Below are 15,779 nucleotides of genomic sequence, written 5' to 3' on the forward strand. Positions count from 1 at the left end.
AACGAGACTGCCTGATCGATCGGGTTGCTGCCTGGCGACCATTCAAAACCGCACGCACGGCCCCGCCCGCGACGCCGCCGCAAACCCGCCTAATCCAGAAACTCAGCGGCGCGCTTGCGCAGCACCGCGCTGAAATCGTCTAGCCAGCCAATCGACAGACGCCAGCTCTGCCAGTAAAGATCGACGTCGATATGCTTGCCCGGCGCCATCTCCACAAGCTCGCCGCTCGTTAGATGCGACGCGATCATGCGCTCAGGGCACATGCCCCAGCCAAGTCCCGTCACGCATGCGCGCAAAAATCCGGCGACGTGCGGAATCCAGTGCAACGGAGGATCGACCTCCGCTCGCGTGATGCGGCGCATGAAGCGTTTTTGCAACTGGTCCTTCGGATTGAAATCCACGCACGGCGTGCGCCGCAAACTGTCGCGCGTGACGCCGTCCGCGAAATGACGCGCGAAAAACGCCGGCGAACAGACCGCGAGATAACGCATGCGCCCAAGACGCGTCGAGCGGCAGCCTTGCACCGGCTCGGCCTGCGTGGTCACCGCGCCCTGCACGCTGCCGTCGCGAATGCGCTGCGCGGTGTGATCCTGGTCGTCGATCACCAGATCCAGCAGCATTTGACGCTCGGCGCAAAACGGTGCGACGGCGTCGATGAACCACGTGCCCACGCTGTCGTCATTGACCGCCACGCGCAGCGTCGGCCACGCTTCGACGAGTCCGCCCGGTAGTGCAGGCACGCGGCCGGTCAATTCCGCTTCGAGCAACTGCACGCGTTCGGTATGGCGGCACAGCAACGCGCCAGAAGTTGTCGCAATGCACGGCTGGCCGCGCTTGACGAGCACACTGCCTACTCGCTCCTCCAGCAGCTTCACTCTCTGCGACACCGCGGAGGGCGTTACATTCAGTTCGCTGGCCGCGCGGTCGAACGAGCCATGGCGCACGACGGCGGCGAGCGCGTCGAGCAACGCGTAATCGAGCATTAACGATCCTTAATGGGCGTTAGATAAATTAGCTTCTCTTATGAGACGCAGAACCGCAGACTAGCCGTGTTCGCCTCTCCCGTCTACTGGATCGACTATGAACTGGCTGTCTTTTTCTCACGGCGCGGCGTTGTGCGCGTCGCTGATCGTGACCATCGGTGCGCAGAACGCGTTCGTGCTGCGGCAAGGCATCATGCGCTCGCACGTCGGCAAGATCGTCGCACTGTGCGCGCTGTCGGACTGCATTCTGATTAGCGCAGGCGTCGGCGGCGCATCGGTTCTGATCGAACGCTATCCGGTTTTCGTGCACGTCATGCTGTATGTGGGGCTCGCCTATCTCGCGTGGTTCGGCATCAACGCGCTGCGCCGCGCGGTGCGGCCCGGCCATGCGGTGATGGAGGCCGGCGCAAACCAGGCCGCGCCGTCCGCGCAACGCGCGACGCCGATCGTACTGATGACACTCGCCTTCACGTGGCTCAATCCGCACGTGTATCTCGACACTTTCCTGCTGGTGGGCACCGCGGGCGCACGCGAGCCTGACGGCGCGCGCGCGGCGTTCGCAATCGGCGCGATGACGGTGAGTTGCATCTGGTTTATCGGGCTCGGATACGGCGCGCGCGCTCTTGCGCCGCTGTTTCGCCGGACGAGCGCGTGGCGCGTGCTGGATGGCGCGATCGGCAGCATGGTGTTGTTGCTGGCCGTCACCCAGTTGCGGTGAGTGAGCCGCAATTACACACTTGCACACACTTGCGCAATGATTCTCACCCGGCGCTCGGCGGGCCGCGCCGCAAGAGCGGTTGCACCGTTTGTGCGCGCGTGGAGGTCTCGTCGAAACGTCCGGCGAGACCTCTAGCAAGATCGACGGTTCACGCGTAGCAGGCAGGCAAACAATGCCTCGTTGCAGCAAGCCGACATCCGTGCGCACCGGGCCACCCCGGGCCGCTCGTGGCGTATCCCACGTATTGCACGCATATATGAAGATGAGCCGCGGACAACGTCCGCCGCCGATGGGCACAGCTATTGCTCAACTTGGCTCGCCGGCAGATCGCTCGCTCAGGCACGTATGTCCGGCGCGAGTCGCCGTTCAACTTCAATCCAGCAATTCATCGGTGGGAGGCCTCATGCTTCGATACGCTGCAATCTTCTTCGTCATCGCTATCATCGCCGCGGTGTTCGGCTTTGGCGGCATCGCCGCGGGCGCGACGGAGATCGCCAAGGTGCTGTTCTTCATCTTCGTGGTGATTTTCCTCGTCACCTTGCTGATGGGCGTGATGCGGCGCTGATCACCGCATCGACTGTGTAAGCGGAGGAATACCCGCCCCGGCGGGCGTGCCGGCGACCGGTTGCAATACCTGCCACGGTGTATTGCAATAGTTGCCGCTCCCGCCGGGGCTTCCCCGCAACGCAACACGCAATGCTCATCCGCGTGCTGAGAGTTCTCCAACGCAACGCCCCTGCGCTTCTCTGCACCGGCATCCATATCCGCATCATTCGACAGACGGCACGCGCGGCTCGCTATCGCGCAAGCCTAGATGCAACTCCTCGCAGAGAAAAACCTGCAACGTCTGCACGGCCGCATCCTGCGCACCCGGAACCTCGCGCATGAAAAGGCCGAAGTCCGCAGCGGGCGCATCGGGCAAGCCATCGGCGTGACCGAGAATCCTCATGGAGTCCGAACGAATATTACCTTCCAGCAATACCGACACACCGAGCCCGGCTTCGACCGCTGACTGAACCGCCGGCAAACTCGTGCTCGTGCAGACGATGCGCCAGCCGATGCCCGCGCGGCGCAGCGCCATCAACACATGCTGTTGCCACAGACACGCACCGCCGAACGCGACGACGGGCAAGGCCGCGCCCGCTTCGCGCACATAGCCGCGTGCGCCGACCCAGAACAACGGTTGAGTCCATGTGAGCAAAGGCGTGCTGTCGACCAACGCGGGATCGGCGACGACCACATCGAGGCCGCCGTCCGCGAGCCGCTTCGACAAGATGGCGCTGCTGTCCACGACGATTTCCAGCGCAACCCGCGGATACGCAATCGAAAAGCGCCGCAACGCGCGCGGCAAACGACCGACAGCGATGTCCTCGAGCATGCCGAGCCGCACTGTGCCCGACACCTGCCCCGCGCTCAATGCGCGCCGCGCATCGGCGCCCGCGCCGAGAATCGCGTGCGCATAGGGCAACAGCAAATGGCCGGCCTCGGTGAGTTGTACGCCGCGCGGCGAGCGATCGAGCAGGCGCTGGCCAAGGTCTTCTTCGAGACGGCGCAGCTGCATGCTCACCGCTGCCTGCGTGCGTGCGAGGCGGCTCGCGGCCACGCCCACCGCACCTGTCTCCGCGACGGTGACAAAGGCGCGAAGCAGACTGCTGTCGAGGTCACGGGTCATCACGATTGTTGAAGTGGACATAAGAAATATCAACTTATCTTAGTAGCGCCGGAGCCGATAAGATAGCGTGAACATTCCTACGGTGACGCCAAAACACGATGCAGGACACGACGATCAAGTGCGCAGCCAACCCCGACCCCGCCACGGCACAACCTGCGGGCGCCGCAGCCGGTGCAGCGTTGCTGTGCGTGCTGTCCATGTCGAGCGTGCAATTCGGCGCCGCGCTTTCCGAACCGACAATGGCGGTCTACGGCTCGCTCAGTACCACGTGGCTGCGTTTGAGTTGGGCCGCGCTCGTCCTCGCCGTGCTGGTTCGCCCGCGCTTTCTCAGCTACTCGCGCGCGCATTGGTTCGCCGCGGGCGCCCTCGGGGCCGCGATGGCCGGCATGACGTTGTGCTTTTTTGCGGCGCTTCAACGCATTCCGCTAGGTCTCGCGGTGGCCATCGACTTTCTCGGGCCGCTTACGGTGGCAACGCTGGCCGTGCGCCGCGCACGCGCGCTGCTGTGGCCCGCGCTGGCGATTGCCGGCGTCGTGCTGCTCTCGCGCGATCGCGCTGGTTGGGTGGGCGAACCGCTCGGCGTCCTGCTCGCGTTTGCAGCGGCTTGCGGCTGGGGCAGCTATATCGTGCTGATGAAAAAGACCGGCAAGCTGTTTCCCGGACTGGAAGGCCTGTCGGTCTCGCTGATCGCCGCCGCACTCGTCGCCACGCCTTTTGGTCTGGCGGAGAGCGGCATGCAGTTGGCAGCGGGCCAGCTCGCGGCAACCGCAGGCCTCGCGATCCTGGTTCCTTTATTGCCGTACGCGCTCGAGATGGTGGCGCTGCGTCATATGCCGGCGAGTTCGTTCGGTATCCTGATGAGTGTCGAGCCAGCCATCGGCGCGGTGGCCGGCTTCATCGTATTGCATCAGCCGATGGGCATTTTGCAGATCGCGGGCACTTTGCTCGTGGTCGCCGCGAGTGTCGGCGCGGTGGTGGCCGCGCGTTAGTGAAGGTGCGCTGGTGAGGGTGCGCCAGTGAGGATACGTTTAGTGAAGCCGCGTTAGTCACAGCGCGATGGGGATATGACCGGATAATAGCGCCGGCGGCAGCGTCAACGGCACTCACTAGAAGCGCGAGGCAACAGCGGGGCATTGACGATGCACCCAGCGAAACACGACGCCGACGCAACAACGCCCGCGTAGCTAAGGCATGTTCTCGGCTTCGTACAAACGCCGCCCGGCGGCATCTTTCGCGCCGACGATCGGCTCGAAATCAATCGGCCATTCAATACCGATGTCCGGATCGCTCCACAAGATGCAGCGCTCCAGTTCGGGAAACCAGTACTCGGTCGTCTTCCACAAACACTCGGCGACGTCGGAGAGCACGACGAAGCCATGCGCGAAGCCGGGCGGCACCCACACCTGCCGATGGTTTTCGGCGCTCAGGTAAGCGCCGCACCACTTGCCGAAGTTCGGCGAATTGAGCCGTACGTCCACTGCGACGTCGAATATCTCGCCGGCCACGACGTGCATGAGCCGGCCTTGCGGACGCTGCACCTGATAGTGCAATCCGCGCAGCACCCCATGCACCGCACGCAGATGCCGGTCTTGCACGAAGTCGAAACCACGCGCGACGTCGTCGATGAACTCGTCCGCGGCAAAGCTCTCGTAACAGAAACCGAATTCGTCGCTAAACACCTCGGGCTCGATGAGTTTCACTTCCGGCAGTGCCGTCGCCAACACCTGGTTGCCCATGCCACTCTGCCCGTAAAAAACTGCTCGACAAAGAACGGGTGCCGCCGCGCGCTCGCGTGGCGGTGCTGAGGCGCGCCTGCCCTACAGGCGCGATTGAGTATCACAGCTCGGAGGAAGCGAGGCGGCTACGGGCGCGATATTCCGTTGGGGAGAGCGCCATGCGCTTGCGGAAGATCTTCGCGAGGCGGTCGCCATTGCCGGTGCCGCTGCGCCGCGCGATCTTGTCGACGGGCAATTCGGTTTCGGTCAGAAAGTTGCACGCAATGCGCAGCCGCACCTGCAACAGGTAGTCCGACGGCGTGACGTGCATTTCATGCTTGAAGCGCCGCAGGAAGTTGCGCTCGCTCATGGCGGCGACCTGGGCGGCGTCGGCCACCGACACCGGACGGTCACAGTTCGCTTCCATCCAGCGCGCCGCCGCACGGATTTTCTCGGCGACGCTCAGCGTGCCGCCCTCGGCCGGCAACGGAACCCACGTCGCGGCCATGCCCGGCATCACGCGTTCGGCGACGCTGCGCGCGAGCTCGGCGCCGAGATCCCGCTTGATGAACATCAGCGCGCTGCGGGCGCAGTCGTTGCGGTCGTTGGACGCGCTAAGAATGGCGTCCGCCCCGCCCCGACCGTAGCGGCCGATTTGCAGCGCCTCCGGGTCGCCGGGATTGGCGGCTTCCAGCACGAGCCGCCCTTCACCGATGGTTTCGATCGCACGAGTGCGCGCTTGCACCGAGCGCAGCCAGGCGAGCAGCCGCTGGTCGCGGGCCGCCTCGTGCGCGCCGTGCCCGCCGGCAACGAAGAGGACGTCGAAGCCGGTCCCAAAGCGCGTGTCGATGCGGTCGGTCCAGATGCGCGCGGCCGATGAGCTAGGCACGCTGCCGCCGTCGAGCGACAGGAACTGCACTTCATACGGCGGCTCTTCACCTGGCCGCGTGCCGGACAGTTCGTTCGCGGTCTGGAACATTTCGACGACCGTGCCGGGACCCAGCAACCAGAAACCGTCGAACAGCAAAACACCAATTCGCCGCGCCGCGGTACGAACGTTGACAGTGGGCGTATGTAACCAGGTAACCCTCGCAGAATCGACGTGGATGTGAGACATGGCCTTCCTCAAAATGTCTACGTGGTTGGACGAGGACGCGCGTTAGTCCGACGATATGGATGAATTGATATTAGCGATTCAACATCGGCAAACGCCGCTCACGGATTATTAGCGATGTTATCCGAATGAATCGCGTTAGTAAATTTGAAACGATGTAAATAGACCGACTATAAAAAGTATGAAGAAAAGCATTCTCATTTGATGCAAGTAATAAGTAGCGGCGCATGGATAGACAGCGGCAAAAGATACCGCATGCACACATGCGCTCCGGGGCGCGCCCGCAGCCGCTGGGCGTGTACGGCCCAGCTCCCTGCGGGCTATCATGCGACATGCATTGACACACTTGCGTCTTCCATTTTTGCGACGCTCAAAACGTTTCAAACCTGAACACCTGATTGCCTTGCGATGGCGCTTTGAATTCCATTTGTTATTCGCAAATAGGGAATTGGCGCCATAGCTATTGGTGATTAGCCAGCCGCGAATCTAATAGAGAGATTATCTGTTTATGCGACTCTATTACCGATGCTAAAAATGTTTCATTTCTGAAACATGGATCGTTGATTGATATGAATAAAAGCCGCCGAATCGAGCCGGCGCCTTTTAGTCAGACGATTAATGTGCCACGAGCTATTGCATTGTGGCAATGCACAAAAACCGCCGCGCGGCCCGCGTTAAGCAGCGAGCCGTGTGGCGGCCTTTAAAGCGTCAACTCAAACGCTTTCGCGAGGATGCCGGGCAATTGCATGCCACCTGTCGCGCGCTCTCCCCAAGTACCGTCGCTCAGCAGCAATTCGGCCTGCGCGCCGATTTGCTCCAGCTCGCTGCCGAGCAGGCGATAGAGGCTGTCGTCGAAACGCATGGCTTCGAGCGGCGCGGCGATCTGCCCGTCTTCGACCCAGAAGGTCGCAAAGCGCGTCATGCCGGTGAGACGGCAATTCATCCGGTCGGAGAAGTTCACGTACCACAAATTGCCGATGTAAAGACCGGTGCCGATCCGCGCGAGAATCTCGCCGTCGGCCAGATCGCCGGGCTGCATTGCGAGCGACGTCGGTGCTTCTTCGGCGAGCGCACCGTTCGGCGTCAAGCCATATTCGCGCGCGCTGCGCGCATTGGTCAATTGCCCGGCGCTGCGCCCGGCATCGATCAGCGCAACGCTCTCACGCAAGTAACCATCATCGTTGAAGCTTGGTGTAATGCCGAGCCCAAGTTCCTCGCTGAGCGTCACGCGAGCATCGAGCGCTATTTCGCCCGCGTGCAGCTTGTACAACTCGCTGCGCGAACTGGCCTGCGCGCGAGCCGAAAAGCCTCGCCATGCTGTGACGCCCAACAGTTCAGCAAGCGCGGCCGGTGCGAGCCACGCTCGATAATGCCCGGGCGCGAGCGCACGCGGCGCGCGAGCAAGCACCGCGAGACGCGTGGCGGCCTCTTCGACCTTGCCCGCAAAGATGGCATCGCTCCAGTCGTCGCCGGCATAGGTTGTCTTGATAGCGCGACCGCTGGGGTCGTACAGCGACCAGCTGAAATTGAAATTGTCGACTTCATACCAGCCGCGGCTGCCGCGCGTGGATGCGAAGCCGCGCACGATCGTGCCGCCCGCATAAAAGCCCACGAAATCGAGGCCGCGCGCGCATTGCGCGACGACGCGCGATAAGCCGTGCGGATCGGGCAACCTGCCCGAACGCTGCGTGGCACGCTGCCATGCCGAGGTGTCGAAGAGCAAATGCGGATCGTCGGCGGCATTGCGCAGACCTTCGCGCAGCGTGGCAAGCGCGGCGCTCACTTCGTCGATGTCGTGTTGCAGATCGCCGCACACGGTCAGCGTGGAATATGCCTGACGCGCGCCGTCGATCAGACGCAAGGTCAGCTTGCCCTGCGAGACGGTGCCGCTTTGCCGCACCTTACCCGCGTTGAAGCGGACGAAGTCGGATTGCTCGCCGGCAAACGAACTGAGCGTGGTTTCTCCGCCTTGCTGAAGACGCTCGATCGCATCGGCGAGCGACGTGAAGTGCCGCTGCCAGTCCACGGCATGCGTGACGCGCGATGACATGAAGTGGCTCATCATGCGCCTCCGAACACGTCGACATTGCTGAACACGCAAGCCGGCGACGCGTGGCCCACGCGAATGATCTGCGCCGGCTCTCCCTTGCCGCACATCGACGTGCCATACACTTCGCGCGTTGCCGCGTTGCCGACCGCGCTCAGGCTGCGCCAGAAGTTCGCGGAAATGCCGCGATAGTTCGGCTGCTTGACGATTTGCGTGAGCTTGCCGTTTTCGATCAGCTGCCCGAATTCGCAGCCGAACTGGAACTTGTTGCGATGATCGTCGATCGACCAGGACGTGTTCGTGCGCATCAGAATGCCGCGTTCGATGTTGCCGATCATCTCGTCCAGTGAACTGCCGCCGGGCTCGATGTTCAGATTCGCCATGCGGTCGATCGGCGGCCGATTCCAGTTCGACGCGCGCGAATTCGCCACGCCCGGCATGCCCGCGCGTTGCTGCGAAAGCGCGCCGCCAAGCGGTCGTTCCAGAACGCCGTTGCGGATCAGATATTCCTTGTGCGCTTCGGTGCCGTCGTCGTCGAATGCGTAGGCTGCGGCTTCTTCGCGCAACTCCGGGTCGAAAGTCACGTTCAGCAGTTCGGAACCGTAGCAATACGAACCGAACATCTCCGGCTTCACGAAACTCCAGCCCGCGAAATTGCGCTCATCGCCGAGAATGCGGTCCAATTCCAGCGGATGACCGATCGACTCGTGAATCTGCAGCATCATCTGATCGGGCATCAGCAGCAGATCGCGCTTACCCGACGGGCAGTTCGGCGCTGCCAGCAATTGCAGCGCCTCGACGGCCACACGCGCACCCGAGCCGTCGAAGTTAAAGCGCGCGAGCACGTCCATGCCGCCCTGCCCGAGCGTGCCGTAATTTCCACCGAGCGTGCGCACCTGAGTGTCGCCGTTCGCATGCGCGGCCACGCTCAGTTGCGGCATCACGAAACGGAACCGCTGATCGATACGCACACCGTCGCCCGTCATGTAAAGCTGGTCGGTGTGGATGATCTGCACGGCGGCCACGCGCTCGACGACGCGCGAATCCAGATTCGCGGCCGCGCATTCGGCGCTCAGCCGGTCGATCCATTCGGCGCGGCCCGGCAGCGCGTGTTGCGCATTCGGCGATACATACTCGCCGCTCGCCGAAGGACGAGCCACTTCGCGATGATCGATCAACGACAATGCGGCGCTCGCCTCGGCGCGTGCCGTGGCGAGATCGAGCGCCTGTTGTAAGCCGGCCGCCGACAGATTCGCCGTCGCCGCGTAGCCGGCTCCCGCGCCGACCCACGCGATCAGCATCGCGCCGCGATCGCGCACCGTGCGCAGCGGCTGCGCGATGTCGTTGCGAACCTCGTGATCGTCGATCCGTTCATCGACGATGCGCAGCGACCAGAATGCCGCGCGGCTCGTAAGCGACCGGGCGGCCTGCGCCCAGCGTTCGTCAATCATTCAGGCTCCGTAGGGTTTGCTAGCTTGCGGGTTTTCTTCAAATATTTCCGTCGTATTCGCTACCCGTTGGTGCCTTCGCCCGCTTCTATGGGTGCCGCGCCAGCGCCACCATTTGCCGTACGGTCGAGCACAGGCTTTAACGCTGTGCCAGTGTGGCTCGCGTGAATCTGGACGATCCCTTCGGGGTCCGTAGCAGCGACGATCGTTCCGCCGCCCACGCCACCTTCGGGACCGAGGTCGATGATCCAGTCCGCCTCGGCGATCACATCGAGATCGTGCTCGATCACGACGACGCTATGGCCGCCGTCGGCGAGACGATGCAGCACACGAATCAACTTCGCGACGTCGGCCATATGCAGCCCGACAGTGGGCTCGTCGAGCACATACAAGGTATGCGGCGGTTTTTGGCCGCGCCGCGTAATGTCGTCGCGCACCTTGCTCAACTCCGTGACGAGTTTGATACGCTGCGCCTCGCCGCCGGATAACGTAGGCGACGGCTGGCCAAGCGTGAGGTAACCGAGCCCCACGTCCTTCATCAACTGCAACGGATGCGCAATGTTCGAGATCGGCGCAAAGAACTCGACAGCCTCGTCGATTTCCATGATGAGCACGTCACCGATATTCTTGCCGCGCCATGTGACCGCCAACGTTTCAGGATTGAAGCGCTGCCCGTGGCAAACGTCGCAAGGCACCTTTACATCCGGCAGAAAGCTCATGCCGATGGTGCGGACACCCTGCCCTTCGCAAGCCGGGCAGCGACCCTCGCCGGTATTGAACGAGAAGCGCGATGCCGTGTAGCCCCGCGCGCGCGCTTCGAGCGTGCCGGCAAACAGCTTGCGAATCGCGTCCCACACGCCGATATACGTCGCGGGACATGAGCGCGGCGTCTTGCCGATTGGTGTCTGATCGACTTCGAGCACGCGGTCAATGCTTTCCCAACCGGTGATCGAGTCGCACCCCTGCCAGGCATGCGTGACGTTGAGCGGCGCACGGGGCGCCGTGCGCGCAAGCACGCTCGAACGACGGTTCGCGGCGGGCTTCTCTTCTGCCGCTGCTCGCGCGCGACGCGTAGCCGGCGACGACAGCACCGAGCGCCCAACCGCGTCGAGCAAGTTGGCCATTAGCACGTCACGCGCGAGCGTGGACTTGCCCGAGCCACTGACGCCCGTCACCGCGACGAGCCGCGACAGCGGAATGCCCACCGTCACGTTGCGCAGATTATGCAGCTTGCCGCCGTGCACGGTCAGCCAGTTCTCCGGCACCGCCGCCGCGCGTTTGCCTGGCGCCACGACTTTGCGGCGCGGCTGCAACGGATGCATGATCGGCGTGGCGAGGAACTGACCGGTCAGCGATTCTGGCTGCGCGGACAGATCGGCCACGCTGCCCTGCGCGATCAGCGTACCGCCGCGCTTGCCGGCGCCCGGCCCGATGTCGATGATGTGATCGGCCCGCCGGATCGTGTCTTCGTCGTGCTCGACGACCACGAGCGTGTTGCCCTTGTCGCCGAGCTTGCGCAGCGCGTTCAGCAGGATCTGATTGTCGCGCGGATGCAGGCCGATGGTCGGTTCGTCAAGCACATAGCAGACGCCTTGCAGGTTGCTGCCCAGTTGCGCGGCGAGGCGTATGCGCTGCGCCTCGCCGCCCGACAGACTCGGCGCCGCGCGGTCGAGGCTCAGGTAACCGAGCCCGACTTCTTCGAGAAACTGCAAACGGCTGCCGATTTCGCTGATCACATCACGCGCAATCTCTGCGTCGCGGCCTGTCATCTGCAAACCGTCGATCCACGCGCGCGTGTCCGAGACGGTCCATTGCGCGACGTCGGTTATCGCGTGAGCGTCGAACGTGACCGCGCGCGCGGTCGGATTCAGACGTGTGCCCACGCAATCCGGACACGGTTCGTCGACAAGCCCTTCGGGCTCCTGCTCCTCCGACGGCAAACTCTGTTCGCGGCCTCGATTGTCGTCGACCACGACCGTGTCGTCGTACGCGGCGCGTTGTTCGCGCGTGAGCGCGAGCCCTGTGCCGACGCAGGTCGTGCACCAGCCGTGCTTACTGTTGTACGAGAACATGCGCGGATCGAGCTCGGGATAGCTCGTACCGCACACCGGGCAGGCCCGCTTGGTGGACAGCACCTTCACTGCGCCGAGCTTCGCGGTAGGCAGCCCGCCGTTGATTGCGTCATGCAGGCCGTCGAGCGGCGCGAGCAGATGCATCACGCCCTTGCCGACTTCCAGCGTCTGATCGAGCGCGTGACGCAGTTGCGCCTCGTTGTCCGCCGACACGATTGTGTCCGCGACCGGCAATTCAATGGTGTGCTCGCGGAAGCGGTCGAGCTTCGGCCACGGATCCACCGGCACGAATTCGCCGTCCACCCGCAGATGCGTATTGCCGCGCGCCTTCGCCCATTTCGCGAGATCGGTGTACACGCCCTTGCGGTTGACCACGAGCGGCGCGAGGAACCCGACATGCTGGCCCTTATGGTCGCGCAGCAATTGCGCCGCGATCGACTCGACACTTTGCGACGTAACCGGCGTGCCGTCATGAATGCAATGCTGCAAACCGAGCTTCACATACAGCAGGCGGAGAAAGTGCCACACCTCGGAGGTGGTCGCCACGGTACTCTTGCGGCCGCCGCGCGACAGACGCTGTTCGATCGCAACCGTCGGCGGGATGCCGTACACGGCGTCGACCTCGGGCCGCCCGGCGGGTTGCACGATGGATCGCGCGTACGCATTGAGCGATTCCAGATAACGGCGCTGCCCTTCGTGGAAAAGAATGTCGAACGCGAGCGTGGATTTGCCCGAACCCGACACACCAGTGATGACATTGAACTTGCCGTGCGGAATGTCGACGTCGAGCGCTTTCAGGTTGTGCTCGCGCGCATTGACGATGCGCACGACATCTTCGCCCTCGATCGCCCGACGCGCGCGCGCAGCGCTCAGCGCCTTCTGCAACGGAATGCCTTGTGTGGCCGCTGCGTCAGGCTTCGCCGCCGCGCTCATCGCGCGGTCGTATTGCAACAGCGCTTCGCCGGTATGCGATTCAGGGCAGCGCTTGACGTCTTCCGGCGTGCCGGCGCACAGCACGCGGCCACCGCCGTCGCCGCCTTCTGGACCGAGGTCGATGATCCAGTCGGCTGCGCGAATCACGTCGAGATTGTGTTCGATAACGATCAGCGAATGGCCGCTTGCCAGGAGCTTGCCGAACGCCTGCATCAGCTTGGCGATGTCGTCGAAGTGCAGGCCGGTGGTCGGCTCGTCGAACATGAAAAGCCGTTTGGCGACTGCCTGCTTCGCGCCGCGCGCACTGCGCGCCTGCGCCGATTCCGCAAGAAAGCCCGCGAGCTTGAGCCGCTGTGCTTCGCCGCCCGACAACGTGGGCACCGGCTGACCGAGTTTCACATACTCCAGGCCCACGTCGACGATGGGCTGTAGCACGCGCAATACTTCGGCGTCCTTCGCGAAGAACGCAGCGGCCTCGCTGACGGTCAGTTCCAATACGTCTGCAATGCTCAACGCACGCGCGGGTTCGCCGCGCTCGATCTTCACTTCGAGCAGTTCCGCACGATAACGACGGCCGTCGCAGTCCGGACAGCGCAAATACACGTCGCTCAGGAACTGCATTTCGATATGTTCGAAGCCCGAGCCGCCGCAAGTCGGGCAACGCCCGTCGCCCGAGTTGAAGCTGAACATGCCCGGCCCATAGCCGCGTTGCTGTGCAAGCGGCGCCTTCGCGAACAGTTTGCGGATTTCGTCGAACGCGCCCACGTAGCTGGCCGGATTCGAGCGCGCGGTTTTGCCGATCGGCGACTGGTCGACGAACACGACGTCGGTCACCTGGTCCGCGCCGGTCAGACTCCGGAATGCACCGGGCGACTCGGTGGCAAGACCGAAGTGCCGTGCCATAGCCGGGTACAACACGTCTTGCAGCAACGTGGATTTGCCCGAGCCCGATACGCCTGTCACGCAGACGAGCCGCTGCAACGGAATGTCCACCGTGACGTCGCGCAGATTATGTTCGGTCGCGCCTTCGAGCACGATGCGCGGGGTGCTCGCCTCCACCGGGCGCTGCGACCAGTGCGCCGCGTCTGCCACGTGCCGGCGGCCACCGAGGTACTCGCCCGTCAGCGTGCCGGATGAGCGGATCGCCTCGGGCACGCCGTCGTAAATGATCGAACCGCCGCGCTCGCCCGGTCCCGGGCCCATGTCGATCAGACGATCCGCCGCCAGCATGACCGACGGATCGTGCTCGACCACCACCAGCGTATTACCCGCGTCCCGCAGACGGTGCATGGCCTCGACGATCCGGTTCAGATCGCGCGGATGCAGGCCGATGCTCGGCTCGTCGAGCACGAACAGCGTTTTCGTGAGCGAGGTGCCGAGCGCCGTTGTGAGATTGATCCGCTGCACTTCGCCGCCCGACAGAGTGCGGCTTTGGCGGTCAAGCGTCAGATAACCGAGCCCGACGTCGCACAGATATTTGAGGCGCGTGCGCACTTCAGCGAGCAGCAGCTTGAGCGCGTCGTCCAGCAAGGCGCTCGGCAAGCTGATTTCGTCGAAGAAGCGGCGGATGCGCTCGATCGGCATCAGCATCAGGTCGTGTAGGGTGAGACCGGGCAGCGCTTCCAGTTGCGCACGGTTCCATTCCACGCCGCGCGGCATGAAGCGCTGCGCGGGCGCCAGCACTTCATCGGCATTCGCCTTGCTGCCGAGGCGCCACAATAGCGATTCGGTTTTCAGGCGCGCGCCGCCGCAGGTTTCGCATGGCGTATAGCTGCGGTACTTCGACAGCAGCACGCGAATATGCATCTTGTACGCCTTCGATTCGAGATATTCGAAGAAGCGTTTCACGCCGTACCAATGGCTTTGCCACTTGCCGTTCCAGTCGGGCGAACCGTTGATGACCCAGTCGCGCTCCGCGTCCGTCAGTTCGCCCCACGGCGTGCCGCGGCGAATTCCGGCCTTCGCTGCATAGCGCATCAGATCGTCCTGACACTCCTTCCATGCCGGCGTTTGCATCGGCTTGATTGCGCCGTCGCTCAGCGTCTTGCGCGCGTCCGGGATCACGAGACCGAGATCGACGCCGATCACGCGGCCGAATCCACGGCAGACCTCGCACGCGCCGTAGGCCGAGTTGAACGAGAACAGCGCCGGTTGTGGGTCCGCGTAACGCAGATCGCTCTCCGGGCTATGCAGCCCTGTGGAGAAGCGCCAGATGTGCGGCTCGGGCGGCTGCGCTTCCGGCGCTTGCGGCACTTCCGGAGCGCTCGGCAGCACATAAATATTGACGCGCCCGCCGCCGCGCTTGAGCGACGCTTCGATCGCTTCGATCACCCGCTGCTTGTCGGCCTGGCGCAGGCGGAAACGGTCCGCGACGACATCCAGCAGCTTGCGCTTGCCGGTAGGCGAATCGACCTCGCGCTGCGCCTGCACGCGCGTATAGCCGCTTGCCGAAAGCCACTGCTCGACTTCCTGCTCCGACGCGGACTCCGGCAATTCGACCGGAAACGTAACGACGAGCCGGGGATCGTCCTGCTCCGTGCGCGCCAGCAGATCGGCGTAGATCGTCTCAGGCGTGTCGTGGCGGACCTGGCGCGCCGTCTTGCGGTCGAACAGCTCAGCCGCGCGCGCGTAGAGCAGCTTCAGGTGGTCGTTGAGCTCCGTCATGGTGCCGACGGTGGAGCGCGAACTGCGCACCGGATTGGTCTGGTCGATCGCGATGGCGGGCGGCACGCCGTCGACCCGGTCGACTTGCGGCCGGTCCATGCGATCCAGGAACTGCCGCGCGTAGGCGCTAAAGGTTTCGACGTAACGCCGCTGCCCTTCTGCGTAGAGCGTGTCGAACACGAGGCTCGACTTGCCGGAGCCAGACGGGCCGGTGACGACCGTCATTTCGCCGGTTTTCACGTCGAGATCGACGTTCTTCAGGTTGTGCTGGCGCGCGCCGCGAATCTTGATGATGCCGTTGGATGACAATTTTTCGACCGTCTGAATGAGTGGGCCACCTCTCACGGACGCCTCGCGACCGCGCAAGTTCAGTGCGAGCGGGCGGCGAGGAACTCACGCCGCGGCCCGCTTGC

Annotated in this window: 10 protein-coding genes; 3 read left to right on the forward strand and 7 right to left on the reverse strand. The window is 63.7% G+C overall.

Annotated features, from left to right (window positions below):
• Positions 1 to 89 precede the first annotated feature (89 nt).
• Positions 90 to 983, reverse strand: coding sequence for a LysR family transcriptional regulator ArgP (locus F759_RS0114885; RefSeq protein WP_027800551.1), 894 nt, complete (start codon positions 981 to 983; stop codon positions 90 to 92).
• A gap of 97 nt (positions 984 to 1,080) precedes the next feature.
• On the opposite strand from F759_RS0114885, the gene F759_RS0114890 reads away from it, so the two are divergent.
• A complete protein-coding gene (locus tag F759_RS0114890) occupies positions 1,081 to 1,701 on the forward strand; it encodes a LysE/ArgO family amino acid transporter (RefSeq protein WP_027800552.1) in 621 nt (206 codons plus the stop codon).
• Positions 1,702 to 2,104: 403 nt separating this feature from the next.
• Positions 2,105 to 2,266 carry a DUF1328 domain-containing protein gene (locus F759_RS40870; protein ID WP_006051149.1) on the forward strand — a complete coding sequence of 54 codons (162 nt, stop codon included), beginning with the start codon at positions 2,105 to 2,107 and terminating at the stop codon, positions 2,264 to 2,266.
• A gap of 204 nt (positions 2,267 to 2,470) precedes the next feature.
• On the opposite strand, the gene F759_RS0114900 is transcribed toward F759_RS40870, so the two are convergent.
• Positions 2,471 to 3,394 (reverse strand): LysR substrate-binding domain-containing protein, encoded by a 924-nt coding sequence (locus F759_RS0114900; RefSeq protein WP_209440487.1) that lies wholly within the window; start codon positions 3,392 to 3,394, stop codon positions 2,471 to 2,473.
• A 77-nt stretch (positions 3,395 to 3,471) separates the two neighbouring features.
• On the opposite strand from F759_RS0114900, the gene F759_RS0114905 reads away from it, so the two are divergent.
• Entirely contained in the window at positions 3,472 to 4,362 is an 891-nt protein-coding gene (locus tag F759_RS0114905; RefSeq protein WP_027800554.1) for an EamA family transporter, read from the forward strand.
• Between the two features lie 195 nt (positions 4,363 to 4,557).
• On the opposite strand, the gene rfbC is transcribed toward F759_RS0114905, so the two are convergent.
• From rfbC to uvrA, 5 genes are all read right to left on the reverse strand, one after another.
• Positions 4,558 to 5,109, reverse strand: a complete 552-nt coding sequence (rfbC, locus tag F759_RS0114910) for a dTDP-4-dehydrorhamnose 3,5-epimerase (RefSeq protein WP_027800555.1) — start codon at positions 5,107 to 5,109, stop codon at positions 4,558 to 4,560.
• A gap of 100 nt (positions 5,110 to 5,209) precedes the next feature.
• A complete protein-coding gene (locus F759_RS0114915; protein WP_027800556.1) occupies positions 5,210 to 6,205 on the reverse strand; it encodes a GlxA family transcriptional regulator in 996 nt (331 codons plus the stop codon).
• A 697-nt stretch (positions 6,206 to 6,902) separates the two neighbouring features.
• On the reverse strand, positions 6,903 to 8,264 hold the full coding sequence (locus F759_RS0114920; RefSeq protein WP_027800557.1) for a metallopeptidase TldD-related protein: 1,362 nt from the start codon (positions 8,262 to 8,264) through the stop codon (positions 6,903 to 6,905).
• Positions 8,264 to 9,700 carry a TldD/PmbA family protein gene (locus F759_RS0114925; RefSeq protein WP_027800558.1) on the reverse strand — a complete coding sequence of 479 codons (1,437 nt, stop codon included), beginning with the start codon at positions 9,698 to 9,700 and terminating at the stop codon, positions 8,264 to 8,266. Before F759_RS0114925 ends, F759_RS0114920 begins: the two co-directional genes overlap by 1 nt.
• Before the next feature lie 59 nt (positions 9,701 to 9,759).
• On the reverse strand, positions 9,760 to 15,675 hold the full coding sequence (gene uvrA, locus F759_RS0114930; RefSeq protein ID WP_036024443.1) for an excinuclease ABC subunit UvrA: 5,916 nt from the start codon (positions 15,673 to 15,675) through the stop codon (positions 9,760 to 9,762).
• Positions 15,676 to 15,779: the final 104 nt, after the last annotated feature.

The organism is Paraburkholderia dilworthii, assembly GCF_000472525.1.
GTDB lineage: Bacteria > Pseudomonadota > Gammaproteobacteria > Burkholderiales > Burkholderiaceae > Paraburkholderia > Paraburkholderia dilworthii.

Excerpts from the sequence above, each read along its gene's own strand:
- F759_RS0114885 (WP_027800551.1), bottom strand. The coding sequence starts at position 983 with ATGCTCGATTACGCGTTGCTCGACGCGCTCGCCGCCGTCGTGCGCCAT.
- F759_RS0114890 (WP_027800552.1), top strand. The coding sequence starts at position 1,081 with ATGAACTGGCTGTCTTTTTCTCACGGCGCGGCGTTGTGCGCGTCGCTG.
- F759_RS40870 (WP_006051149.1), top strand. The coding sequence starts at position 2,105 with ATGCTTCGATACGCTGCAATCTTCTTCGTCATCGCTATCATCGCCGCG.
- F759_RS0114900 (WP_209440487.1), bottom strand. The coding sequence starts at position 3,394 with ATGTCCACTTCAACAATCGTGATGACCCGTGACCTCGACAGCAGTCTG.
- F759_RS0114905 (WP_027800554.1), top strand. The coding sequence starts at position 3,472 with ATGCAGGACACGACGATCAAGTGCGCAGCCAACCCCGACCCCGCCACG.
- rfbC (WP_027800555.1), bottom strand. The coding sequence starts at position 5,109 with ATGGGCAACCAGGTGTTGGCGACGGCACTGCCGGAAGTGAAACTCATC.
- F759_RS0114915 (WP_027800556.1), bottom strand. The coding sequence starts at position 6,205 with ATGTCTCACATCCACGTCGATTCTGCGAGGGTTACCTGGTTACATACG.
- F759_RS0114920 (WP_027800557.1), bottom strand. The coding sequence starts at position 8,264 with ATGAGCCACTTCATGTCATCGCGCGTCACGCATGCCGTGGACTGGCAG.
- F759_RS0114925 (WP_027800558.1), bottom strand. The coding sequence starts at position 9,700 with ATGATTGACGAACGCTGGGCGCAGGCCGCCCGGTCGCTTACGAGCCGC.